Origin of the sequence: Pseudomonas putida (assembly GCF_028682395.1) — a bacterium.
GTDB classification, from domain to species: domain Bacteria; phylum Pseudomonadota; class Gammaproteobacteria; order Pseudomonadales; family Pseudomonadaceae; genus Aquipseudomonas; species Aquipseudomonas putida_AB.
Genome location: NZ_JANHLC010000015.1, coordinates 30,548 through 56,053 on the forward strand (window position 1 = coordinate 30,548; position 25,506 = coordinate 56,053).

Here is a 25,506-nt window from a genome sequence, read left to right on the forward strand (position 1 = left end):
TCCGACGGCGCTAGCCGTCAAGCGGGTCATGCTTTATTATCCAGCATCTTTTTCAGACCATCGAGAGGCGTGCGGCCCACACCGCGGGCAGATGGCACGCAGGAAGCCCGGACTAATAAGATGGCATTGAAATCCCCCGCGTTTCGTAAAAAATTCCCGTTGCTGGTAACCGGCAGTCTGCTGGCCATGCAACCTCTAGCCACTTCCTTCGTGGTCGCCGCGGAACAGTATGACTGCTCAGTCTCTGCTTCGGGTGCCTGGGACTGCGCGCCAAAAGCCAGCACTGCTCAGTTGCCACCACGCCCCGTGCATGACGGGGCGGCGGTCAGCTCGAACAATGCGAGCGCGGCGGACAGCGGCGCCGGTGGCGAAAAAGTCGCCTCGGGCACGCTGGTCAACGAGAGCAAGGGCCGGGGCCTCAAGTCCCGCAGCGCTGACTACAGCCACCTCGACTGGGTCCCTCGCGAGAACCTGACGGCGGCCCAACTGGCCGAGACAGGCCCTTATTGCTCTGGCTCCTATATCGAACCGATTCGTCCTGGCATGAATGACAAGACGAAAAAAAGTGACGCGCCCACCTTTATCGGTGCCAAGGCTTCGCGTTACCAACAGGAAGAGCAGATCGCGACCCTCGCCGGTGACGTGGTCATGCGCCAGGGCAGCATGCAGTTGGAGGCCGACGAGGCCAACCTGTACCAAGCCGAGAACCGTGGCGAACTCAATGGCGATGTGCGCTTGCGCGACAACGGCGCGCTGATCGTCGGTGACCATGCCGAGGTTGAACTCGATACTGGCGCAGCCAAGATCGACAATGCCGAGTATGTGCTGCACAAATCGCGCATCCGCGGCAACGCCTTGTACGCCAAGCGTGCCGAGAACGCGATTATCCGTCTCAAGGACGGCACCTACACCACGTGCGAACCGAACAGCAACGCCTGGCAGCTCAAGGGCAACAACATCACGCTGAACCCGGCGACCGGTTTCGGTACCGCGACCAACGTGACCCTGCGCGTCAAGGACATCCCGGTTCTGTACACGCCGTACATCTATTTCCCGATCGATGATCGCCGCCAGTCCGGCTTCCTGCCGCCGACCATTGGCAGCGGCAGCGATACCGGCTTTATGCTGGTCACGCCGTACTACTTCAACCTGGCGCCCAACTACGACGCCACGGTGTATCCGCGCTACATGAGCAAGCGCGGCCTGTTGATGGAAGGCGAATTCCGCTACCTGACCAAATCCAGCGAAGGTCAGTTCGGCGGCGCATTCCTCAACGATGAAAGCAATGATCGCAGCAAGCAGACCGACGCCAAGACAAGCCGCTACATGATCAACTGGCAGCACAAGGGCGGCCTGGACTCGCGCCTGATGACCGAGGTGGATTACACCAAGATCAGCGACCCGTACTACTTCCAGGACCTGCAGACCGACCAGATGGGCGTGTCTTCAGCCGAGTATGTGAACCAGCAGGCCGCCGCGACCTACCGGGGCGATGACTACACCGCACGCTTGAATGTGCAGGCCTATCAATTGGCCAGTGTGTCCAATATCACCCCTTACGATCGCCTGCCACAGCTGACCTTCGACGGCGCGCTGCCTTACCACCCAGGCGGCCTGGACTTCACCTACAAGACCGAAGCAGTGCGTTTCGAGCGCAACCTGGAAAGCGGTCGCTACTTCGACAAGGACGGCGGTCCGTTCAATGCCGGTGGCTCGACAGGCTCACTGCGTCTTGACGAAAATATTTCAGGCCTCGCACGCTCCACTGGCGACCGCCTGAACCTGAAGCCGGGTGTCAGCCTGCCGCTCAACTGGAGCTATGGCTACCTGACGCCATCGCTCAAGTACATGTACACCCAGTACGATCTCGACATCGATTCCCGAGGCCGTGACGACCTCATCACTGGTCGCAACAATGCCTCGGCTATGGGCGAGAAATTCAAAAGCTCGCAAAACCGCGGCGTCCCGATCGCCAGTATCGACAGCGGCCTGTACTTCGACCGCGATACCCAGTGGTTCGGCACCAACTATCGCCAGACCCTGGAACCGCGCCTGTTCTATCTCTATGTTCCAGAGAAAGACCAAAAGGACATTCCGGTCTTCGATACCAGCGAAAGCACCTTTAACTACGCCTCGCTGTTCCGTGAGAACCGCTTCTCCGGCTCCGACCGCGTGGGTGACGAGAACAAGCTATCCCTGGGCGTCACCAACCGCTGGATCGAAGAAAACGGCTTTGAACGTCAGCGCTTCAGCGTCGGCCAGGCCTACTACTTCAAGGATCGTACCGTCCAACTGCCGGGTATCGACTACCGCAAGCGCGACGAAGCGACCGCCAAGGTTTCGCCGTACGCCCTGGAATACGCTTATCGCTTCAACCGCGACTGGCGCGCGACGTCCGACTTCAACTGGGATCCGGACAGCCACAAGACCCGTTCCGGCAGCGCGATGTTCCACTACCAGCCGGAAGACAACCCGAACAAGGTGATCAACGCCGGCTATCGCTATCGCAACGATATCGTCCGTTACGACCAGAACAGCGGCAAATGGACCCCAAATGGTAACTACGGCACCCCGGGCACCGCTGGCTACGTGAAGGACTACTACAAGATCCAGCAGCACGACTTCTCGGTGATCTGGCCGATCGTGCCGCAATGGAACGCCATCAGCCGCTGGCAGTACGACTACAACCGCAACCGTACCCTGGAAGCCTTTGGTGGCTTCGAGTACGACAACTGCTGCTGGAAACTGCGCCTGATCAGCCGTTACTGGGTCAAGTATGACGAATTCAGTCAGGACGCCCCGGAAAACGAAAAAGGCGACCGCGGCATTTTCCTACAAATCGTTCTGAAGGGACTCGGTGGCGTTGTTGGCCAGAAAGTAGAGAGCTTCCTCGACAAAGGCATTCAAGGTTATCGTGAACGTGAAGACCAAGCTTTCTGATTGTCTGCGCCCGCTGATGCTGGGCGCCATGCTGCTGGGTAGCGCAGTGCATGCTGCGGTACAGCCCCTGGACCAGGTTGTGGCGATCGTCGACAACGACGTGATCATGCGCAGCCAGCTGGACCAGCGGGTCCACGAGGTTCAGCAAACCATCGCCAAGCGCGGTGCCGGCGCACCGCCGGCCGATGTGCTGAACCAGCAGGTGCTGGAACGCCTGATCGTCGAAAACCTGCAACTGCAGATCGGCGAGCGTTCCGGCATCCGGATCACCGACGAAGAACTGAACCAGGCGATTGCCACCATTGCCCAGCGCAACGGCATGAGCGTGGAGCAGTTCCGTGCGGCCCTGGCCCACGACGGCCTGTCCTACGAGGATGCTCGCGACCAGGTACGCCGCGAGATGATCATCAGCCGCGTGCGCCAGCGCCGGGTGGCCGAGCGCGTGCAGGTCACGGAACAGGAAGTGAAGAACTTCCTCGCCTCGGACCTGGGCAAGATGCAGCTCTCCGAAGAGTTCCACCTGGCCAATATCCTGATCCCGACCCCGGAAAGCGCCAACTCGGAAGCGATCCAGGCCGCCGCGCGTCAAGCTGGCGAGGTTTACCAGCAGCTCAAGCAAGGCGCCGACTTCGGCCAACTGGCTATTGCTCGCTCGGCCAGCGAAACCGCACTGGAAGGCGGCGACATGGGCTGGCGTAAAGCCGCTCAGTTGCCACCGCCATTCGATCGCCTGCTCAGCTCGATGTCCGTGGGTGATGTCACCGAGCCAATGCGTACTCCAGGTGGCTTTATCATCCTCAAGATCCTGGAAAAGCGTGGCGGCGAGAACGTGGTGCGTGACGAAGTCCATGTTCGTCATATCCTGATCAAACCGAGCGAAATTCGCAGCGAAGCCGAAACCCGCAAACTCGCGCAAAAGATCTACGAGCGCATCGAGTCCGGCGAAGACTTCGCCGATCTGGCAAAAAGCTTCTCGGAAGATCCGGGCTCGGCGCTCAACGGCGGCGATCTCAACTGGGTCGACCCGAACGCACTGGTGCCGGAATTCCGCGAAGTCATGGCCAAGACCCCACAAGGCAAGCTGTCCAAGCCGTTCCAGACCCAATACGGCTGGCATGTACTGGAAGTCCTTGGCCGTCGCGCCACTGACAGCACCAGCCAGGCCCGCGAACAGCAAGCCATGACCGTACTGCGTAACCGCAAATACGACGAAGAACTGCAAACCTGGCTCCGTCAGATCCGTGACGAGGCCTACGTGGAAATCAAGCTGTGAAACCCCAGCGTTTCGCACTGACTCCCGGCGAACCGGCGGGCATAGGTCCAGACCTGTGCCTGCTACTCGCCTCGCAACCCCAGCCCTACCCCCTGATTGCCATTACCAGCCGCGCCCTGCTCCTAGAGCGGGCCGCGCAACTGGGCGTGGCCGTCGACCTGCTCGACGCCGGCCCAGGCAACTGGCCCGACCGACCAGCCCCCGCCCATAGCCTGTATGTCTGGGATACCCCACTACAGACCCAGGTAACGGCCGGGCAACTGGACCAACGCAATGCTGCCTTCGTGCTGCAGACCCTGACTCGCGCGGCCCAGGGCTGCCTGGACGGACACTTTGCGGGGATGATTACCGCCCCCGTGCACAAGGGCGTGATCAACGAAGCCGGCATCGCTTTCTCCGGCCATACCGAATTTCTTGCCGACCTGACGCACACCGCCCAGGTGGTGATGATGCTGGCAACCCGCGGCTTACGCGTGGCGCTGGTCACCACTCACCTGCCGTTGCGCCAGATCGCTGATGCAATCACCCCCGAACGCCTGGAGCGGGTCACACGCATCCTGCACAGCGACCTGCAACAGAAGTTCGGCATTGCCCAGCCACGCATCCTGGTTTGCGGGCTCAACCCCCATGCCGGCGAAGGCGGGCATCTGGGCCATGAAGAAATCGACATCATCGAACCGACACTGGAGCGTCTGCGCCGCGAGGGCATGGATCTACGTGGCCCGCTGCCAGCCGACACTCTGTTTACCCCCAAATATCTGGAGCACTGCGATGCAGTGCTGGCGATGTACCATGACCAGGGCCTGCCCGTGCTGAAGTACAAAGGCTTCGGCGCCGCGGTCAACATCACCCTTGGCCTGCCGATCATCCGCACCTCCGTCGACCATGGCACTGCCCTGGATCTGGCCGGCAGCGGCAAGATCGATACCGGCAGCCTGCAGGTCGCCCTGGAAACCGCCTACCAGATGGCCGAGACCCGTATATGAGCGAGCAATACCAACACCGGGCGCGCAAGCGCTTCGGTCAGAATTTCCTGCACGATGCCGGCGTCATCGACCGCATCCTGCGCTCCATCCACGCCAAGGCCGATGACCGCCTGCTGGAAATCGGCCCGGGCCAGGGCGCATTGACCGAAGGCCTGCTCAACAGCGGCGCCCAGCTCGACGTCGTGGAGCTAGACAAGGACCTGATCCCAATCCTCAATCAGCAATTTGCCGGCAAGGACAACTTCAACCTGCATCAGGGCGATGCACTGAAGTTCGACTTCAACAGCCTGAATGCCGCTCCAGGCACCCTGCGCGTGGTCGGCAACCTGCCCTACAACATCTCGACGCCGCTGATTTTCCACCTGCTGCAGAACGCCAGCCTGATTCGCGACATGCACTTCATGCTGCAAAAGGAAGTGGTCGAACGCCTGGCCGCGGGCCCAGGCGGTGGCGACTGGGGTCGCCTGTCGATCATGGTGCAGTACCACTGCCGGGTCGAACACCTGTTCAACGTTGGCCCTGGCGCGTTCAACCCGCCGCCCAAGGTCGATTCGGCGATTGTCCGCCTGGTGCCGCACGCCACCCTGCCCCACCCGGCCAAAGACCACCGCCTGCTTGAGCGCGTCGTGCGCGAAGCGTTCAACCAGCGCCGCAAGACCCTGCGCAATACCCTCAAGGCCCTGCTGAGCAGCGCCGAGATCGAGGCCGCGGGTGTGGATGGTGGCTTGCGCCCCGAGCAGCTCGACCTGGCAGCGTTTGTCCGCCTGGCCGACAAACTCAGCGAGCAGCCCGCTCCCGCCAACTGATCGCGTCTTCCCTGCCGGGGCAGGAGAGCAGACAGCCGTCTGGTCTACTGCCCGGTAGTTGGCCTAGACTGAGCGTCTCAGTCAGTGTCTTCCGCTTTTGCTTCCAAGGCCTCTCGCATGTCCGATCCCCGCTATCAGGTCGACGTCAGCGTCGTCACTCGCTTTCTGGCAGAACAGTCGCAACCCGAGCACAACCGCTTCGCCTTCGCCTACACCATTACCGTGCGCAACAACGGCCTGCTGCCAGCCAGGTTGCTGTCGCGCCACTGGGTGATTACCGATGGCGACGGCCATGTCGAGCAGGTGCGCGGCGCCGGCGTTGTCGGCGAGCAACCGCTGATCCCTGCCGGGCAGAGCCATACCTACAGCAGCGGGACGGTCATGCCGACCCGCGTGGGCAATATGCAGGGCAGTTACCAGATGCTCGCGGACGATGGCCAGCATTTCGACGCCGTGATCGCGCCGTTCCGCCTGGCGGTTCCCGGAGCGCTGCACTGATGGCGGTCTACGCGGTCGGCGACCTGCAAGGCTGCCTGGAGCCACTCAAGTGCCTACTGGAACAGGTCGCGTTCGATCCAGCCAAAGACCGCCTGTGGCTGGTCGGCGATCTGGTCAACCGCGGACCGCAGTCCCTGGAAACCCTGCGCTACCTTTATGCAATGCGCGACTCACTGGTCTGCGTCCTTGGCAATCACGACCTCCATCTGCTGGCTGCCGGGCACAATATTGAGCGTCTGAAAAAAAGCGACACCTTGAGCGAGATCCTCGCCGCACCGGATCGTGACGACCTGCTCGACTGGCTGCGCCGGCAAAAGCTGATGCACTACGACGCCGAGCGCGATATCGCCCTGGTCCATGCCGGCATTCCACCCCAGTGGTCCCTGAAGAAGGCCCTCAAGTGCGCGGCCGAAGTCGAGGACGCACTGCGTGACGACAACCTCTTTGCGCCCTTTCTCGATGGCATGTACGGCAATGAGCCGAATAAATGGGACGCGGAACTCAAGGGCGTTACGCGCTTGCGCGTGATCACCAACTACTTCACGCGCATGCGTTTTTGCACCAGCGACGGCAAGCTCGACCTCAAGAGCAAGGAAGGCATCGATACCGCCCCGCGTGGCTATGCCCCCTGGTTCAGCTACAAAGACCGCAAGACCAAGGACCACAAGATCATCTTCGGCCACTGGGCGGCGCTCGAAGGGCGCTGCAACGAGCCGGGCATCTTCGCCCTCGATACCGGCTGCGTCTGGGGCGGCGCCATGACCTTGCTCAATGTCGATACCGGCGTGCGCCTGCGCTGCGAATGCAAGGCCCCCGATGGCATCAAACCACACACCCCAGCCCCTTTATCCGAATCATCAGCCAAGCCGGCCGAGCGCTAGGCCCAGGAGCCCCCATGACCGAGTTCAAACGCATCCCCCCGGAACAGGCCCAGGCCCTGCGCGAAAAAGGCGCGGTGGTGGTCGATATCCGTGATCCGCAAGCCTACGCATCAGGCCATATCAATGGCGCGGTACGCCTGGACAACCAGAACATCCAGGACTTCATCCGGGGCGCCGACCTCGACGCACCGCTGGTCGTGGTCTGCTATCACGGCAACTCCAGCCAGAGCGCGGCGGCCTACCTGGTTAGCCAAGGCTTCAGCGATGTCTACAGCCTGGATGGTGGTTTTGAACTGTGGCGCGGCACCTTCCCCGCCGAGACCGCCCAAAGCCCGGCAGAATAATTTTTTCTGCCCTCCACCCCGCGTTCTGCGCGGGGTTGCGCCTCACCTGACGAACGGTCAGGGCGAACTAATTGTGCATTGCGCCTTGACCTCCCCGATTCCGAACTATCCTTAAGCCCAGGCCATCCAAATCAGGGGAGAGCCGGTACACCGGCGTGCGGGTCATCGGTAGTAGCCTCAAGGTCGCCATTGCCTTGACGGCGTTCTGGGGGGTACACGGCAACTGATCTTCGGTTGCTTGCCAGCACGCGACTGAATGATCTGACGTCGGCTCCACGTATCGAGCGAGGTGACGTCATGAGTATTTTTAGCCACTTCCAACAACGCTTTGAATCCACACGCCAGGAAGAGCTCACGCTCCAGGAGTACCTGGAACTCTGCAAAAAGGATCGCAGCGCCTATGCCTCGGCGGCAGAGCGCTTGCTGCTGGCCATTGGCGAGCCGGAGCTGCTCGACACCTCGACCAACTCCCGCCTGTCGCGGATTTTCTCGAACAAGGTGATCCGCCGTTACCCGGCCTTCGAAGACTTCCATGGCATGGAAGAATGCATCGACCAGATCGTTTCCTACTTCCGTCATGCCGCCCAGGGCCTGGAAGAGAAGAAGCAGATCCTCTATCTCCTCGGCCCGGTGGGTGGCGGTAAATCTTCCCTGGCTGAAAAGCTCAAGCAACTCATAGAAAAAGTCCCTTTCTATGCCATCAAGGGTTCGCCCGTCTTCGAGTCGCCCTTGGGCCTGTTCAATGCCGCCGAGGATGGCGCCATTCTCGAAGAGGACTTCGGCATCCCGCGCCGCTACGTCAACACCATCATGTCGCCCTGGGCGACCAAGCGCCTCGCCGAGTTCGGTGGCGATATCAGCCAGTTCCGCGTGGTCAAGCTCTACCCCTCGATCCTCAACCAGATTGCCGTGGCCAAGACCGAGCCAGGCGACGAAAACAACCAGGATATCTCGGCGCTGGTGGGCAAGGTCGATATCCGCAAGCTGGAAGAATTCCCGCAGAACGACGCAGACGCCTACAGCTACTCCGGCGCACTCTGCCGCGCGAACCAGGGCTTGATGGAATTTGTCGAAATGTTCAAGGCGCCGATCAAGGTGCTGCACCCCTTGCTCACCGCCACCCAGGAAGGCAACTACAACAGCACCGAAGGCTTGGGCGCGATCCCCTTCACCGGGATCCTGCTGGCCCACTCCAACGAATCGGAGTGGCATACCTTTCGCAACAACAAGAACAACGAAGCCTTCATTGACCGAATTTACATCGTCAAGGTGCCGTACTGCCTACGGGTCAGCGACGAGGTGAAGATCTACGACAAACTGCTGTTCAACAGTTCCCTGGCCAAGGCCCATTGCGCGCCCGACACCCTGAAGATGCTGGCCCAGTTCACCGTCCTGTCGCGCCTCAAGGAGCCGGAGAACTCCAATATCTACTCCAAGATGCGTGTCTACGACGGCGAAAACCTCAAGGACACCGATCCCAAGGCCAAGTCGATCCAGGAATATCGCGACAGCGCGGGCGTCGACGAGGGCATGAACGGTCTCTCGACCCGCTTCGCCTTCAAGATCCTCTCGAAAGTCTTCAACTTCGACCCGCACGAGATTGCCGCCAACCCGGTGCACCTGCTCTATGTGCTGGAACAGCAGATTGAGCAGGAGCAATTCCAGGCGGAGACGCGCGAACGCTATCTGCGTTTCCTCAAGGAATACCTCGCCCCGCGCTATATCGAATTCATTGGCAAGGAGATCCAGACCGCCTACCTCGAGTCCTACAGCGAGTACGGGCAAAACATCTTCGACCGCTATGTGCTCTACGCCGATTTCTGGATCCAGGACCAGGAATACCGCGACCCGGAAACCGGGGAAATCCTCAACCGCGTGGCCCTCAACGAAGAATTGGAGAAAATCGAGAAGCCGGCCGGCATCAGCAATCCGAAAGACTTCCGCAACGAAATCGTCAATTTCGTCCTGCGGGCCCGGGCCAACAACAATGGCAAGAACCCGACCTGGCTCAGCTATGAAAAGCTGCGCGTGGTGATCGAGAAAAAAATGTTCTCCAACACCGAGGACCTGCTGCCGGTCATCAGCTTCAACGCCAAGGCGAGCAAAGAGGACCAGAAAAAACACAACGACTTTGTCACTCGAATGGTCGAACGCGGCTACACCGACAAACAGGTACGTCTGCTCTCCGAGTGGTACCTACGGGTCAGAAAATCGCAGTGAAGCAGCGGCAAGCCTTTAGCGCCAAGCTTCAAGCCGCCGGACGCCCCAGAGGGTCGTTCGAGCGGCCTGCAGCGGGCAGCTTACGACTTGAAGCTCTCCGGAGGGGCCCATGAGCTATGTGATCGACCGACGTCTCAATGGCAAGAACAAGAGTACGGTGAACCGCCAGCGCTTCCTGCGGCGCTACCGTGACCACATCAAAAAAGCAGTCGAAGAAGCCGTCAGCCGCCGCTCCATCACCGATATGGAACACGGCGAGCAGATCAGCATTCCCGGTCGCGATATCGATGAGCCGGTGCTTCACCATGGCCGTGGCGGCAAGCAGACCGTGGTTCACCCTGGAAACAAGGAGTTCACCAGCGGCGAGCATATCCCCCGCCCATCCGGCGGCGCAGGCGGCAAGGGCCCGGGCAAAGCGGGCAATTCCGGCGAAGGAATGGACGAATTCGTCTTCCAGATCACTCAGGAGGAATTCCTCGAGTTCATGTTCGAGGACCTGGAGCTGCCAAACCTGGTCAAGCGCAACCTGACCGGCACCGACACCTTCAAAACCGTGCGCGCGGGGATCAGCAACGAGGGCAACCCGTCACGCATCAATATCATCCGCACCCTGCGCTCAGCCCATGCGCGGCGAATCGCCCTGTCCGGCAGCAGCCGGGCCAAACTGCGTGAAGCCAAGGCCGAACTGGAACGACTGAAACGGGAAGAACCGGACAATTTCGGCGATATCCAGCTCATGGAGGCGGAAATCGAGCGCCTGAGCGCACGTATTCATCGCGTACCGTTTCTCGACACCTTCGACCTCAAGTACAACCTGCTGGTCAAGCAGCCCAACCCCAGCTCCAAGGCCGTGATGTTCTGCCTGATGGACGTGTCCGGCTCCATGACCCAGGCGACCAAGGATATCGCCAAGCGCTTCTTCATCCTGCTGTACCTGTTCCTCAAGCGTAACTACGACAAGATCGAGGTGGTCTTTATCCGCCACCACACCAGCGCCCGCGAAGTCGACGAGGAGGAGTTCTTCTACTCCCGGGAAACCGGCGGCACCATCGTCTCCAGCGCCCTGAAGCTGATGCAGGAAATCATGGCCGAGCGCTATCCCACCAATGAGTGGAACATCTATGCCGCCCAGGCTTCCGATGGCGACAACTGGAACGATGACTCGCCGATCTGCCGCGACATCCTGATCAACCAGATCATGCCGTTTGTGCAGTACTACACTTACGTTGAGATCACCCCCCGCGAACACCAGGCCCTGTGGTACGAATACGAGCGTATCGGTGATGCCTTCGCCGATACCTTCGCCCAGCAGCAACTGGTCTCGGCCGGCGATATCTACCCGGTCTTCCGTGAACTCTTCCAGCGCAGGTTAGTGACATGACCGCCAAAGAGCAGAAACGCCAACCCATCTCCACCGGCTCGGAATGGACGTTCGAGCTGATCCAGGCCTATGACCGGGAAATCAGTCGTATCGCGGCGGGCTACGCCCTGGACACCTATCCCAACCAGATCGAGGTCATCACCGCCGAGCAGATGATGGATGCCTACGCCTCGGTCGGCATGCCCCTGGGCTACCACCACTGGTCCTATGGCAAACACTTCCTCAGCACCGAAAAATCCTATAGTCGCGGGCAGATGGGGCTCGCCTACGAGATCGTGATCAACTCCGACCCCTGCATCGCCTACCTGATGGAAGAAAACACCATCTGCATGCAGGCGCTGGTGGTTGCCCATGCCTGCTACGGGCACAACAGCTTCTTCAAGGGCAACTATCTGTTCCGCACCTGGACCGATGCCAGCTCGATCATCGACTACCTGGTCTTCGCCAAGCAGTACATCATGCAGTGCGAAGAACGCCACGGTATCGACGCGGTCGAGGACCTGCTCGACTCCTGCCACGCCCTGATGAACTACGGGGTCGACCGCTACAAACGCCCTTACCCGATCTCCGCCGAAGAAGAACGACGGCGCCAGAAAGACCGCGAAGAGCACCTGCAAAAGCAGATCAACGACCTCTGGCGCACTATTCCCAAGGGCGCCGGCAAGCTCAGCGACAAGGACAACGCGCGCTTCCCCGCCGAGCCCCAGGAAAACATCCTGTACTTCATCGAGAAGCACGCCCCACTGCTGGAACCCTGGCAACGCGAGATCGTGCGGATCGTGCGCAAGATCGCCCAGTACTTCTATCCACAGCGCCAGACCCAGGTCATGAACGAAGGCTGGGCGACGTTCTGGCATTACACGCTGATGAACGACCTGTATGACGAAGGCCTGGTGACCGAAGGCTTCATGATGGAGTTCCTGACCTCCCACACCGCCGTGGTCTTCCAGCCTGGTTTCGATAGCCCCTATTACAGCGGCATCAACCCCTATGCGCTGGGGTTTGCCATGTACCGTGACATTCGCCGTATGTGCGAACACCCCACCGAAGAAGACCGCCGCTGGTTCCCGGATATCGCCGGGACCGACTGGCTCTCCACGCTCAAGTTCGCCATGAGCAGCTTCAAGGACGAGAGTTTTATCCTGCAGTACCTTTCACCGCAGGTTATCCGCGACCTGAAGCTGTTCAGCATCCTTGATGATGACCAGAAAGACGACCTGCTGGTGCCGGCCATCCATGATGAAAGTGGCTACCGGACGATCCGCGAAACCCTGGCCGCGCAGTACAACCTCGGCAACCGCGAGCCCAACGTACAGATCTGGAGCATCGATGTACGGGGCGATCGCTCGCTCACCCTGCGCCACCAGCAACATGACCGCAAACCACTGGGCGACTCCACTGAAGAAGTGCTCAAGCACCTGCATCGTCTTTGGGGCTTCGATATCCACCTGGAAACCTTGCAGGGCGACCAGGTCATGAAGACCCACCATGTCCCCCCCAAGGGCGAACATGCCGAAGGCGAGTACGGACGCCTGGACCTGGCCGTCATTCACCTTTAGCCGCAAGCCGGACCTGCGTTGGCGCCATGCAAGGGTTATCCTGTGGCGCTAACGGAGATTCATCATGCAGATATACAAAGTCGGCGGCGCGGTCCGTGACCGCCTGTTGGGCAGACCTGTCACCGATATCGACTGGGTCGTAGTCGGCGCCACGGCCGAGGACATGCTGGCCCGAGGATTTCGCCCTGTCGGCAGCGATTTCCCGGTATTTCTCCACCCTCAAAGCGGTGAGGAATATGCTCTGGCCCGCACCGAGCGTAAAAGCGGTCGCGGCTACGGTGGCTTCATCTTCCACGCCAGCCCCGAAGTGACCCTGGAAGAAGACCTGATCCGACGCGACCTGACCATCAATGCCATGGCCGAGGACGAACACGGCCAGTTGACCGACCCCTATCACGGCCAGGACGATTTAAAGAATCGCCTGCTCCGCCACGTTTCCCCTGCATTTGCAGAAGACCCCTTGAGGGTTTTGCGTGTTGCCCGCTTTGCCGCGCGCTATGCCGACCTGGGTTTCACCGTCGCCGCGCCGACCCTGGAACTGATGCGCCAGCTCAGCGCCAGCGGCGAGCTACAGGCGTTGACGGCAGAGCGTACCTGGAAGGAAATTTCCCGCGCCCTGATGGAAGATCAACCCCAGGTCTTTATCCAGGTGCTGCGTGACTGCGGCGCATTGCAGGTGCTGATGCCTGAAGTCGACGCGCTGTTTGGGGTACCGCAGCCCCCCATCCATCATCCGGAGATCGACAGCGGCGTACACACCCTGAGCGTTCTGCAACAGGCTGCACGGCATGCCCAGCCGCTGACCGTACGCTGGGCCTGCCTGCTGCACGACCTGGGCAAAGGTCTGACCCCGCCAGAGCAATGGCCACGGCATATCGCCCATGAGTTTAAGGGCCTGCGCCTGATCAAAGCGGTCAACGAGCGTTTCAAGGCCCCCCGCGATTGCCAGGAGCTGGCCTTGCTGGTGGGAGAGTTCCACACCCATGGCCACCGCGCGCTCGAGCTCAAGCCCTCGACGCTGCTCGAGCTATTGCAACGGTTTGATATCTACCGCAGGCCGCAGCGCTTCGAGGAATTCATCATGGCTTGCGAGATGGACGCACGCGGTCGTCTCGGCCTGGAGGATCGGCCGTATTCACAGGCCGATTACCTGCGTGGCGCGGCCACCGCTGCCCAGGCTGTCGCGGTGCAACCCCTGCTGGAACAGGGTTTCAAGGGCCCGGATCTGGGCGAGGCCCTCAAGCACGAACGCCTGAAGGCACTGACTGCCTACAAGGCGCAGGCCGTTTCAGCGAACTGAGAGCAATGCCGCCGGCGTCAATTGAACCCCACGCCATTCAAACGGCACCGGCGCGAGCACTTGGTCGATCTGCGCCTCGGCCCATAACTCGGCAAAACTGCGGCCAACTTCCGGGTGCAGTTTTTGCGCCGCGATCAACGACAATGGCCACAGGACGAAGGCATTTCGCAGAATTTCCGCTCGCGGCAGAATCAATCCGTCGAAATTGCCCACCTGTTCGCCATACAACAGCACGTCGATATCCAGCGGCAGGCCCTTGCGTTCGGGGGCGTAGCGGCCATTGTCGGCCTCGATGAACTTGAGCCGCCGGTCCAGCTCCATCAATGGTAGGTCGGTAAACGCCGACACGACCAGATTGAAGAAGGGACCACTCTTGATCCCGACCGGCTGACTCTCGAACACCGCCGAACAGCGTAGGTCGAGCAGAAATCCGGCCAGCGCGTCGAGCCCCGCACACAGATGGGTTTCGCGCTCGATATTGCTGCCGAGCCCAAGATAAACCTGAGTTAGCGACATCCGCGCTCGATCTCCACGCCCACGCCACGGGCCGCCGCAACGGCACCCGGCTTGGTCAGTTTCAAGTGCAGCCAGGGAATCTGGAATTCACTCATCAACACTTGCGCCAGGCGCTCGGCAAAGGTTTCCACCAATTGGAACTGCGCCTGCTCGGCGAAAGCCTGGATACGCGCACTGACGCTGGCGTAATCGAGCGCCAGGGTCAGGTCATCGCCAGCTGCCGCCGGGCGGTTATCCCAGGCAAAACTGAGATCAAGACGCAGGCACTGACGGATGCCACGCTCCCAGTCATAGGCACCGATCACGGTGTCGACTTCCAGGCCCTCGATAAACACTCTGTCCAAGCACTCTTCTCCGCAGCACGACAAGGGCGCAATGCGCCGTTAGAATCAGGGCGTCCCCGCCCGGAATGGTTAGCATGTTTTGGTTACTGGCAATCCTCGCCTACCTGCTTGGCTCCCTGTCCTTCGCCATCCTACTCAGCCGCCTGACGGGCAACCCCGACCCACGCATGAGCGGCTCCGGCAATGCTGGCGCGACCAACATGCTGCGCCTGGCCGGTAAAAAACTGGCCGTGCTGACCTTGCTCGGCGACCTGTGCAAAGGCCTGTTGCCGGTGCTGATCGCCAGCCTGATCGGCCTCTCCCTGCAACAGCAGGCCTGGATCGGGGTCTGCGCCGTACTCGGCCATCTTTATCCGGTGTACTTCCGCTTTAAAGGCGGCAAAGGCGTCGCGACCGCCGCCGGCATGCTGCTGGGGCTTTATCCTCCCGCCGCATTACTGGCCATTGGCGCATGGCTGCTGACCTTCTACCTGACCCGTACCAGCTCCCTGGCCGCACTGATTGCCACGCCCCTGACCCTGCCATTGCTGGCCTGGCAGGAGCCCGCCGCGCTGGTGCCCATGTCAGCCCTTACAGGGCTGATCGTCTGGCGACACCGCGGCAATCTACGTGACCTGTTTGCGGGACGCGAACGGCATTTCTGAATACCCACCATGAAAATCGTTCAGCCCGCTCGCAGCCCACTTACAACGGCGACAGCTGCTCCATCGGCCAGCGCGCCTGCACAGTGATTGCCAGGCTTTCGTGCTGACCGGCCTGCAAACGCTGGCAACCGGCAAAGGCAATCATCGCACCATTGTCCGTGCAGAACTCGGGGCGCGCGTAGTACACATTGCCTTGCATGGCACCCAGCATGGTCTCCAGCGAAACGCGCAGGGCCTTGTTGGCGCTGACGCCGCCAGCGATCACCAAACGCTTCATGCCCGCGTGCTTGAGGGCCCGCTTGCACTTGATGGTCAAAGTCTCCACCACCGCCTGCTGAAAGGCCAGGGCGATGTCGCAACGGGTTTGCTCACTGTCGTCCCCGGCACTCTGGCACTGTTGCCAGGTATTCAGCGCAAAGGTCTTCAAGCCGCTAAAACTGAAATCCAGCCCCGGACGATCGGTCATCGGCCGCGGAAACACAAAACGCCCGGCTTGCCCCTGAGTCGCCATCCGGGCGATTTCCGGCCCGCCAGGGTAGTTGAGCCCCATCATTTTCGCGGTCTTGTCGAACGCTTCACCCGCCGCATCGTCCAGGGTTTCGCCCAGCAACTCGTATTGACCGATACCGTCGACCCGAACCAACTGGGTGTGCCCGCCGGACACCAACAAGGCGACAAACGGAAACTCCGGCGGTTGCTCTTCCAGCATCGGCGCCAGTAAGTGGCCTTCCATATGGTGCACGCCCAGGGCCGGAATACCCCAGGCAAAAGCCAGGGACTGGGCGCACGAGGCCCCCACCAGCAACGCGCCGACCAGGCCCGGCCCGGCAGTGTAGGCAATGGCGTCGATTTCGGTCGGCACGCAGTCGGCTTCGGCCAAGACCTGGCGGATCAACGGCAGCATGCGCTTGACGTGATCGCGCGACGCAAGCTCGGGCACAACGCCACCATAGGCCCGATGCAAATCGATCTGACTGAACAGCGCATCGGCCAAGAGCCCGCGCTCACTGTCATACAATGCGACACCGGTTTCATCGCAAGAAGTTTCTAATCCCAGTACTAGCATGGGTTTGCGCCTTGTAGAGGCTGAATTCGAAGGCGCGCATAATAGTCGTCACTCCCTGCCCCGGCCAGCGCTTTTCGATCAGAGGCTTTGCATTCCCGGCTGTGAGGGGTTAACATCCGCAACCCTTAAAAACCGACGATCTCCTGCGCGTTTTGCCTAGAGACGTTGACCCCGGTAATGAATGAAGGTAGCTCTGGATGCCAGCCGTCAAAGTTAAAGAGAACGAACCCTTCGACGTAGCTCTGCGTCGTTTCAAGCGCTCCTGCGAAAAAGCCGGTGTTCTGGCTGAAGTTCGTAGCCGCGAATTTTACGAGAAGCCGACTTCTGAGCGTAAGCGCAAAGCAGCAGCCGCTGTTAAGCGTCACGCCAAGAAAGTTCAGCGCGAGCAGCGCCGCGCCGTTCGTCTGTACTAATACACAGACGTTTGTCGCAAGCTTCTGCCAAGCCCGGCCCTCAGCCGGGCTTATGGCATTTGCGGATATCGCTTGATGCTTTACGTCAACGCCGCCCATGCGACCGCGACAACCCTGCTTCACCCCGTCAGACCTGGCTCCTGCCAGCGGTGCACGTCTTACTGACGAGCCTTCCAAGGCTATTGACGAGCACACCCTTTCCGTACGCTCTCGAGCATTGCGCGACCACCCAGGTCCCCGCCGGACTCGATAGCCGCTTTAAAAAAACCAAACCAAAAAGCCTGATTGAAGCTAACGTCAGAAGATTTTTGGCAGATACACTTTCCGACCGTGCACGGGCCAACGACCGATCATCGAGCAGCGACTTGCCCTGCACGCTGTATCGAATAGCGTTGCGCTAGCTCCGTCTCTACTGCTGCGATGAGAACGCCATGGCCGGGCTAATCCCCCAGAGCTTCATTGACGACCTACTGAACCGCACCGACATCGTCGACGTGGTCAGCTCACGCGTGCAAATGAAGAAAGCCGGCAAGAACTACACCGCCTGCTGCCCGTTCCACAAGGAAAAGACCCCATCCTTCAGCGTCAGCCCGGACAAGCAGTTCTACTACTGCTTTGGCTGCGGCGCCGGCGGCAACGCCCTTGGCTTTATCATGGACCACGACAACCTGGACTTCCCCCAGGCCGTCGAGGAACTGGCCAAGGCCGCCGGGATGGAGATCCCCCGCGAAGAAGGTGGTCGCGCGCACAAGCCGCGCCAGCCCACCGACTCGCCGCTCTACCCGCTGCTCAATGCCGCCGCTGACTTCTATCGCCAGGCCCTCAAGAACCACCCGGCCCGCAAAGCCGCCGTGGACTACCTCAAGGGGCGCGGCCTGACGGGCGAAATAGCCCGAGACTTTGGCCTCGGCTTCGCCCCGCCGGGCTGGGACAACCTGTACAAGCACCTGAGCAGCGACAGCCTGCAGCAACGCGCCATGATCGACGCCGGCCTGCTGATCGAAAACGCCGAGACCGGCAAACGCTACGACCGTTTTCGCGATCGCGTCATGTTCCCGATCCGCGACAGTCGCGGCCGCATTATCGCCTTTGGCGGGCGCGTGCTGGGCGATGACAAGCCCAAGTACCTGAACTCGCCGGAAACCCCGGTCTTTCATAAAGGCCAGGAACTCTACGGGCTGTTCGAGGCACGCAAGCACAATCGCAACCTCGACGAAATCATCGTCGTCGAAGGCTATATGGACGTGATCGCCCTGGCTCAGCAAGGGCTGCGCAATGCCGTGGCAACGTTGGGCACAGCAACCAGCGAAGAGCATATGAAGCGCCTGTTTCGCGTGGTGCCCAGCGTGCTGTTCTGCTTCGATGGCGACCAGGCCGGGCGTAATGCTGCCTGGCGAGCCCTCGAAGCCACCCTGCCCAGCCTGCAGGACGGCCGGCGCGCACGCTTCCTGTTCCTGCCCGAGGGCGAAGACCCGGACACACTGATTCGCGCCGAAGGCACCGACGCCTTTCGCGCCCGAATCAATCAGCACGCACAGCCCCTGGCTGACTATTTCTTCCAGCAACTGACCGAAGAAGCCGATCCGCGTTCTCTGGAGGGCAAGGCGCATATGGCCACCCTCGCCGCACCGCTGATCGACAAGGTGCCCGGCGCCAACCTGAAAACCCTGATGCGTCAGCGCCTCAGCGAGATTACCGGGCTGAGCAACGACGCGATGAGCCAGCTGGTTCAAAGCGCGCCACCGGACGCGCCACCAGCCTACGATCCTGGCATCGATTACGGCGCCATGCCGGACTACTCAGACTACAATCCTGGCGACGCCTATACACCGCAACAGGAGTGGACGCCGAAGAAGCCCGGTGCCGACGGCAAGAAGTGGGACAAGAAACCCTGGGACAAAAATGGCAAGCGCCAGGGGGATCGTGATCAACCCCGTGGCCCGCGCATTCCGGCGGCCGTCGAGCCGCCGACGCTCGCAGCGCTGCGCACCCTGCTCCATCACCCGCAGTTAGCGGCCAAGGTTGAAGAAGCAGAGCATTTTGCCGCCGAAGATCAGACCAACGCACAGCTTCTCGTGGCCCTGATTGAAGCCTTACAGAAAAATCCTAAGCTAAGCTCTATTCAGCTTCTTTCGCGCTGGCATGGCACCGAACAGGGCCGCCTGCTGCAACGATTGCTGGAAAAGGAGTGGCTGATTGAAGGAGATAACCTTGAACAACAGTTTTTCGACACCATAACTAGCTTGTCAGCTCGTCAGCGCGAACGCGCGCTGGAGCAACTTCTCAGGAAATCGCGTCAAAGCGAATTGAGCACTGAAGAGAAAAATCAGTTGCTCGAGCTGTTGAAACGCAATGTTCCTGCATCAAACCCGACCTCAACTGGCGCGTGAGGTCACAGCTCGGGTATAATCCTCGGCTTGTTTTTTTGCCCGCCAAGACCTTCAGTGGATAGGGTGTTATGTCCGGAAAAGCGCAACAGCAGTCTCGCCTCAAAGAGTTGATCAGCCGCGGTCGTGAGCAGGGTTACCTGACTTACGCGGAGGTCAACGACCACCTGCCGGAGGATATTTCAGATCCGGAACAGGTGGAAGACATCATCCGCATGATCAATGACATGGGGATCAACGTATTCGAGAGTGCTCCGGATGCGGATGCCCTTTTGTTGGCCGAAGCCGACACCGACGAAGCTGCCGCTGAAGAAGCTGCGGCAGCGTTGGCGGCTGTGGAAACCGACATCGGTCGCACTACTGACCCGGTGCGCATGTACATGCGCGAAATGGGTACGGTAGAGCTGCTCACACGTGAAGGCGAAATCGAAATCGCCAAGCGTATCGAGGAGGGTATCCGTGAAGTGATGGGCGCTATCGCGCACTTCCCTGGCACGGTTGACCATATCCTCAGCGAATACACTCGCGTTACCAGCGAAGGTGGTCGCCTCTCCGACGTTCTGAGCGGTTACATCGACCCGGATGACGGCATTGCGCCGCCAGCCGCCGAAGTACCTCCGCCTGTCGACGCCAAAGCCGCCAAGGCCGATGACGACAGCGAAGACGAAGAAGCCGAAAGCAGCGACGACGAAGAAGAAGCCGAAAGCGGTCCGGATCCAGTCATCGCAGCCCAGCGTTTTGGCGCTGTGGCCGAGCAGATGGAAATCACCCGCAAGGCCCTGAAAAAGCATGGTCGCAACAACAAGCAGGCGATTGCCGAGCTGTTGGCGCTGGCCGAGCTGTTCATGCCGATCAAGCTGGTTCCCAAGCAGTTCGAAGGCCTGGTCGAGCGTGTTCGCAGTGCCCTGGAGCGTCTTCGCGCTCAAGAGCGGGCGATCATGCAGCTGTGCGTACGTGATGCACGTATGCCGCGCGCCGATTTCCTGCGCCAGTTCCCGGGCAACGAAGTTGACGAAAGCTGGACCGACGCCCTGGCCAAAGGCAAAAGCAAGTACGCCGAAGCCATTGCCCGTCTGCAGCCGGATATCATTCGTTGCCAGCAGAAACTGAGCGCGCTGGAGGCCGAGACCGGCCTGACGATCGCCGAGATCAAGGACATCAACCGTCGCATGTCGATCGGCGAGGCCAAGGCCCGTCGCGCGAAGAAAGAGATGGTTGAAGCGAACTTGCGTCTGGTGATCTCCATCGCCAAGAAGTACACCAACCGCGGCCTGCAGTTCCTCGACCTGATCCAGGAAGGCAACATCGGCCTGATGAAGGCCGTGGACAAGTTTGAATACCGTCGCGGCTACAAGTTCTCGACTTATGCCACCTGGTGGATCCGTCAGGCGATCACTCGCTCGATTGCCGACCAGGCCCGCACCATTCGTATCCCGGTGCACATGATCGAGACGATCAACAAGCTCAACCGTATTTCCCGGCAGATGCTCCAGGAAATGGGTCGTGAGCCAACTCCGGAGGAGCTTGGCGAGCGCATGGAAATGCCTGAGGACAAGATCCGCAAGGTATTGAAGATCGCTAAAGAACCGATCTCCATGGAAACCCCGATCGGTGATGACGAAGACTCCCATCTGGGTGACTTCATCGAAGACTCGACCATGCAGTCGCCGATCGATGTCGCCACTGTTGAGAGCCTTAAGGAAGCGACCCGCGAAGTACTCTCCGGCCTCACCGCGCGTGAAGCCAAGGTACTGCGCATGCGCTTCGGCATCGACATGAATACCGACCACACCCTTGAGGAAGTCGGTAAGCAGTTCGATGTGACCCGTGAGCGGATTCGTCAGATCGAAGCCAAGGCGCTGCGCAAGCTGCGCCACCCGACGAGAAGCGAGCATCTACGCTCCTTCCTCGACGAGTAATGACAAAACCCCCGGCTTGCCGGGGGTTTTGCTTTCTAGCCATTGATGTTCCCCCCTATCTGGCCATTTGCCCGTCTACACTCGAAGCATTCTCCCGTGCCATAACGAGACCGTTATGCCCAGACTGCCGGCCCTGCTGTGGCTGTCGCTACTTACCTGGACCGCGACGGCTAACGCACTGACACTGACCGATGAAGAGCAACACTGGCTCGACGCCCACCCACGTGTGCTCCTGGGCGTAGATGCTTCGTGGCCACCGTTCGAGCTTCGGGATGAGGACAACCATTACGAAGGGCTGGCCGCCGACTACATCAGGCTGGTCGAAAAGCGCCTGAAAATCAGCCTACAACCCATCGAGCCAATGAGTTGGAGCGCGGTGCTGCAACTGGCCAAGGAGGGCAAGGTCGACCTGCTGCCGGGGATCATGTCGACCCCCGAGCGGCAAAACTACCTGGCCTTTACCCGCCCCTACCTGGATTTTCCGATTGTCATCCTGGCCCATGAAGGCGGCGCCAAACCGCGCAATATGAAGGACCTCTACGGCCTCAAGGTTGCCGTGGTCCAGGACTACGCCCCCCACGAACTGCTGCGCAGCCACTACCCCGACCTGAATCTGGTGGCGCTGCCCAATGTCAGTTCAGCGCTGCAAGCACTGGCCACCGATCAGGTCGATGCAGTGGTGGGTGATCTCGCCTCCAGCGTCTGGAACCTGCGCCAGCTCAAGCTCGCGGGCTTGTATGTCAGCGGCCAGACGCCTTATCGCTATCAACTGGCCATGGGCGTGCCAATACAGGAAACGATCCTGGTTGGCATTCTGGACAAGGCATTGGCCGATATCACTCCCCAGGAAGCCGAAGCTATACAACAACGCTGGATCGGTAATGTGCTGGACGATCGCACCTTCTGGTACGACCTGCTGCTCTATGGGCTGCCAGCCATTTTGCTGCTCGTGGCGATCCTGGCCGTCGTGATCGGCATCAACCGTCGCCTGAGCTCGGAGATTGGCAGACGGGTGGCCTTGGAGCAGGAATTGCGCCGCAGCGAATACCATTATCGAGGCCTGGTCGAGAACCTCTCGGCCATTGCCTGGGAGGCGGGTTCCAGTGATTTCACCTACAGCTACGTGTCGCCCCATGCCGAGGCGCTGCTCGGCTACCCCCAGTCGCACTGGCTGATGCCGGGGTTCTGGCGCAGCATTACCCACCCTGCCGACCTGAGCCGTGCACAGCTGTTCTGTGAACACGAGCTCAAAGCCGGCCGCGACCATAGCCTCGATTATCGGGTTATCACCGCTGATGGCCGCAGCCTGTGGGTGCGCGATATCGTCAGCCTGACCGAACATGGCAACGGGGTGGTGATGCGCGGACTGATGATCGACATCAGCGAAACCAAGCACACCGAAGAAGCCTTGCGCCTGTCCGAGCAAAAATTCGCCTCGGTGTTCCAGCAGTGCCCCGACATTCTGGTGATTGCCCGGATAACCGACGGCTGCCTGCTGGAAGTCAACCAGGCATTCGAGGAGCAAATCGGCCTGAGCGCCGAACAGGTGGTCGGCCAGACCGCCACCGAACTGAATATTTGGGGAATCGCCGGAATTGGCCCGAGCCTGCTGGTGCGTCTGCAAGCCGGTAGCGTACGCAATCTGGAGATGCCCCTGCGGCGCAGCAATGGCGAGTGCTTTACCAGCCTGATCTCCGCCGAGCCCTTTGAGTTGGACACAACCCCTGCCGTCCTGCTGGTGGTACGCGATATCAGCGAGTTGAAAGAGACCCAGCAAAAACTGCAAACCTCCGAAGAGAAGTTCGCCAAGGCATTTCATGCATCGCCCGACGGGCTGCTGCTGAGCCGGCAAAGCGATGGCCTGCTGATCGAGGTCAACGAGGGCTTCAGCCGCCTGACCGGCTATGCCAGTGCCAGCTCGCTCGATCGATCGACCGTCGATCTGGGCCTGTGGGTCAATCTCGACGAACGCCGGCAGATGCTGGCCATGATCCAGCGCAATGGCTACGTCCGTGACTTTCTCTGCCATGTGCGTCGCGCCGATGGCCAGATTCGCCTGTGCGAACTCTCCAGTCGCCCCCTGCCGATTGGCGACGAAGACTGCATGCTGACCATCGCCCGGGACATCACCGAACGCCACCTGATGCAGGAAAAACTGCAACAGGCCGCGACGGTCTTTGAAAGTACCGCCGAGGGCGTCCTGATCACCGATACCCGCCAGCGCATTACCGCCGTAAACCGAGCATTCAGTGAAATTACCGGCTATAGCGAGATCGAAGCCCTGGGCAATACACCTCGCCTTATGGCGTCCGGGCAGCACGACAGCGCGTTCTTTGTCGCGATGTGGCACCAATTGACCGCAGAAGGTCACTGGCAGGGTGAGATCTACAACCGACGCAAAAATGACGAGCTCTATCCCAGCTGGCTGACCATCAATGCCGTGCGCAACAGCGACGGCTTCATCACCCATTTCGTGGCCGTGTTTGCCGATATCTCCAGCCTGAAACATGCCCAGGCACGCCTCGACTACCAGGCTCATCACGATCCCTTGACCGGTCTGCCGAATCGCACACTCTTCGAGAGCCGCCTCCATAGCGCCCTGATCGACCAGCAGGACAGCGGCAGCCAGGGCGCAGTGCTGTTCCTGGACTTGGATCGCTTCAAGCATATCAATGACAGCCTCGGCCATCCGGTCGGTGACTTGCTGCTCAAAAGCATCGCCACGCGCCTCAAGGAGCAATTGCGCGATATCGATACGGTCGCCCGGCTGGGCGGCGATGAATTCATTATCCTGCTGCCGGGCCTGCAGCAGCCCAGCGATGCCGACCATATCGCCAGTAAACTGCTGGACTGCTTCAGTGCGGCATTCCAGGCCGGCGAACACGAATTCTTTATCAGCGCCAGTATCGGCAGCAGCTTCTATCCCAAGGATGGCTGTGATGTCGCCAGCCTGATCAAAAATGCCGATGCGGCGATGTATCGCTCCAAAGCCAAGGGGCGCAACCGCGTGGAACGCTATACCCGCGACCTGACGGCCCAGGCCAGCGAGCGGATTGCCCTGGAGCAGGAACTGCGCCGTGCGATGGAACGCGATGAACTGGTGCTCTACTACCAGCCAAAAATCAGCCTGGGCAGCCTGGCACTGGTCGGCGCCGAAGCCCTGATCCGCTGGCATCACCCCACCTTTGGCGATGTGCCCCCGGAACGCTTTATCCCCCTGGCCGAAGAGAACGGCATGATCCTGCAACTGGGCGACTGGGTACTCGAACAGGCTTGCCGGCAATTGCACGACTGGAACCTGCTGTACGGCGACTTCGGGCCGCTGTCAGTCAACCTGGCCGGAGCCCAACTGCGCCAGCCCAACCTGCTGGCGCGAATCGAGCAGTTGCTACGCCAACACCATCTCGAACCCGGCTGCCTGCAGCTGGAAATCACTGAAAACTTCATCATGAGCCAGACCGAAGAAGCCCTCAGCGTGCTGCACCAACTCAAGCACCTGGGCGTGCAACTGGCCATTGACGACTTCGGTACCGGCTATTCGTCACTCAGCTACCTGAAGCGCCTGCCCCTGGACATCCTGAAAATCGATCAATCCTTTGTCCGCGGCCTGCCCAACGACCCACACGACGCGGCAATCGTACGGGCCATCATCGCGCTGGGCCGCAGCATGCAGTTCACCGTGATTGCCGAAGGAGTCGAAAACAGCGCCCAACAGGCGTTTCTGCGGGCCGAAGGCTGCGAGCAAATCCAGGGCTACATTGTCAGCTTGCCCTTACCTGCCGACGAGTTTGCCGCGACCTTTCTCAGCCTGGCGCTTTCGGAGTTTTCGGATGGCACAGCCGAGTAAGCATCGCTATAATGCGCGGCCTACTGAGGGCCTATAGCTCAGTTGGTTAGAGCAGAGGACTCATAATCCTTTGGTCCACGGTTCAAGTCCGTGTGGGCCCACCATACTCAAAGCCGCGCATTGCGCGGCTTTTTCATGCCTGCTTCAAAAACCGCTAGACCAATCCTATAGTCTAAAGGTAC

The 25,506-nt window shown here is 60.3% G+C and carries 19 protein-coding genes and 1 tRNA gene; 17 read left to right on the forward strand and 3 right to left on the reverse strand.

Annotated features, from left to right (window positions below; all coding sequences use genetic code 11):
- Nucleotides 1-120 precede the first annotated feature (120 nt).
- The 11 genes from NPS46_RS24245 (at nucleotide 121) to NPS46_RS24295 (ending at nucleotide 14,188) form a co-directional block, all read left to right on the forward strand.
- Nucleotides 121-2,940 (forward strand): LPS-assembly protein LptD, encoded by a 2,820-nt coding sequence (locus NPS46_RS24245; RefSeq protein ID WP_274111745.1) that lies wholly within the window; start codon nucleotides 121-123, stop codon nucleotides 2,938-2,940.
- Nucleotides 2,921-4,213, forward strand: a complete 1,293-nt coding sequence (gene surA / locus NPS46_RS24250; RefSeq protein ID WP_274111747.1) for a peptidylprolyl isomerase SurA — start codon at nucleotides 2,921-2,923, stop codon at nucleotides 4,211-4,213. Before NPS46_RS24245 ends, surA begins: the two co-directional genes overlap by 20 nt.
- Entirely contained in the window at nucleotides 4,210-5,199 is a 990-nt protein-coding gene (gene pdxA, locus NPS46_RS24255; RefSeq protein ID WP_274111749.1) for a 4-hydroxythreonine-4-phosphate dehydrogenase PdxA, read from the forward strand. Before surA ends, pdxA begins: the two co-directional genes overlap by 4 nt.
- On the forward strand, nucleotides 5,196-6,005 hold the full coding sequence (rsmA, locus tag NPS46_RS24260) for a 16S rRNA (adenine(1518)-N(6)/adenine(1519)-N(6))-dimethyltransferase RsmA (RefSeq protein WP_274111751.1): 810 nt from the start codon (nucleotides 5,196-5,198) through the stop codon (nucleotides 6,003-6,005). Before pdxA ends, rsmA begins: the two co-directional genes overlap by 4 nt.
- Before the next feature lie 117 nt (nucleotides 6,006-6,122).
- Entirely contained in the window at nucleotides 6,123-6,503 is a 381-nt protein-coding gene (gene apaG / locus NPS46_RS24265; protein WP_274111753.1) for a Co2+/Mg2+ efflux protein ApaG, read from the forward strand.
- The gene (locus NPS46_RS24270; RefSeq protein WP_274111755.1) at nucleotides 6,503-7,384 is read left to right on the forward strand and encodes a symmetrical bis(5'-nucleosyl)-tetraphosphatase; all 882 of its coding nucleotides are present in this window, start codon (nucleotides 6,503-6,505) and stop codon (nucleotides 7,382-7,384) included. Before apaG ends, NPS46_RS24270 begins: the two co-directional genes overlap by 1 nt.
- Nucleotides 7,385-7,398: 14 nt before the next feature.
- The gene (glpE, locus tag NPS46_RS24275; protein ID WP_274111757.1) at nucleotides 7,399-7,728 is read left to right on the forward strand and encodes a thiosulfate sulfurtransferase GlpE; all 330 of its coding nucleotides are present in this window, start codon (nucleotides 7,399-7,401) and stop codon (nucleotides 7,726-7,728) included.
- A 297-nt stretch (nucleotides 7,729-8,025) separates the two neighbouring features.
- Nucleotides 8,026-9,948: a PrkA family serine protein kinase gene (locus NPS46_RS24280; protein WP_274111759.1), complete on the forward strand. Its 1,923-nt coding sequence runs from the start codon at nucleotides 8,026-8,028 to the stop codon at nucleotides 9,946-9,948.
- A gap of 109 nt (nucleotides 9,949-10,057) precedes the next feature.
- On the forward strand, nucleotides 10,058-11,329 hold the full coding sequence (locus NPS46_RS24285; protein ID WP_274111762.1) for a YeaH/YhbH family protein: 1,272 nt from the start codon (nucleotides 10,058-10,060) through the stop codon (nucleotides 11,327-11,329).
- A complete protein-coding gene (locus NPS46_RS24290; RefSeq protein WP_274111764.1) occupies nucleotides 11,326-12,888 on the forward strand; it encodes a SpoVR family protein in 1,563 nt (520 codons plus the stop codon). Before NPS46_RS24285 ends, NPS46_RS24290 begins: the two co-directional genes overlap by 4 nt.
- A 64-nt stretch (nucleotides 12,889-12,952) precedes the next feature.
- Nucleotides 12,953-14,188 (forward strand): multifunctional CCA addition/repair protein, encoded by a 1,236-nt coding sequence (locus NPS46_RS24295; protein ID WP_274111766.1) that lies wholly within the window; start codon nucleotides 12,953-12,955, stop codon nucleotides 14,186-14,188.
- Here NPS46_RS24295 and folK read toward each other — a convergent pair.
- Together folK and folB are read right to left on the reverse strand one after the other, a co-directional pair.
- Nucleotides 14,177-14,704, reverse strand: coding sequence for a 2-amino-4-hydroxy-6-hydroxymethyldihydropteridine diphosphokinase (gene folK, locus NPS46_RS24300; RefSeq protein WP_274111767.1), 528 nt, complete (start codon nucleotides 14,702-14,704; stop codon nucleotides 14,177-14,179). The genes NPS46_RS24295 and folK overlap by 12 nt on opposite strands.
- Entirely contained in the window at nucleotides 14,695-15,048 is a 354-nt protein-coding gene (gene folB, locus NPS46_RS24305; RefSeq protein WP_274111769.1) for a dihydroneopterin aldolase, read from the reverse strand. Before folB ends, folK begins: the two co-directional genes overlap by 10 nt.
- Before the next feature lie 74 nt (nucleotides 15,049-15,122).
- Here folB and plsY point away from each other — a divergent pair, with 74 nt between their 5' ends.
- Nucleotides 15,123-15,692: a glycerol-3-phosphate 1-O-acyltransferase PlsY gene (gene plsY / locus NPS46_RS24310; protein WP_274111771.1), complete on the forward strand. Its 570-nt coding sequence runs from the start codon at nucleotides 15,123-15,125 to the stop codon at nucleotides 15,690-15,692.
- 40 nt (nucleotides 15,693-15,732) lie between these two features.
- On the opposite strand, the gene tsaD is transcribed toward plsY, so the two are convergent.
- Nucleotides 15,733-16,758, reverse strand: coding sequence for a tRNA (adenosine(37)-N6)-threonylcarbamoyltransferase complex transferase subunit TsaD (gene tsaD, locus NPS46_RS24315; RefSeq protein ID WP_274111773.1), 1,026 nt, complete (start codon nucleotides 16,756-16,758; stop codon nucleotides 15,733-15,735).
- 197 nt (nucleotides 16,759-16,955) lie between these two features.
- Between tsaD and rpsU the strand changes: the two genes are divergently transcribed.
- The 5 genes from rpsU (at nucleotide 16,956) to NPS46_RS24340 (ending at nucleotide 25,428) form a co-directional block, all read left to right on the forward strand.
- Nucleotides 16,956-17,171 carry a 30S ribosomal protein S21 gene (gene rpsU / locus NPS46_RS24320; protein ID WP_002551877.1) on the forward strand — a complete coding sequence of 72 codons (216 nt, stop codon included), beginning with the start codon at nucleotides 16,956-16,958 and terminating at the stop codon, nucleotides 17,169-17,171.
- A 431-nt stretch (nucleotides 17,172-17,602) separates the two neighbouring features.
- Nucleotides 17,603-19,561: a DNA primase gene (gene dnaG / locus NPS46_RS24325; RefSeq protein WP_274111775.1), complete on the forward strand. Its 1,959-nt coding sequence runs from the start codon at nucleotides 17,603-17,605 to the stop codon at nucleotides 19,559-19,561.
- A gap of 68 nt (nucleotides 19,562-19,629) precedes the next feature.
- A complete protein-coding gene (rpoD, locus tag NPS46_RS24330) occupies nucleotides 19,630-21,477 on the forward strand; it encodes an RNA polymerase sigma factor RpoD (protein WP_274111777.1) in 1,848 nt (615 codons plus the stop codon).
- Nucleotides 21,478-21,592: 115 nt separating this feature from the next.
- Nucleotides 21,593-25,324: a bifunctional diguanylate cyclase/phosphodiesterase gene (locus NPS46_RS24335; protein WP_274111779.1), complete on the forward strand. Its 3,732-nt coding sequence runs from the start codon at nucleotides 21,593-21,595 to the stop codon at nucleotides 25,322-25,324.
- A 27-nt stretch (nucleotides 25,325-25,351) separates the two neighbouring features.
- Nucleotides 25,352-25,428 (forward strand) — tRNA-Ile (locus NPS46_RS24340).
- Nucleotides 25,429-25,506: the final 78 nt, after the last annotated feature.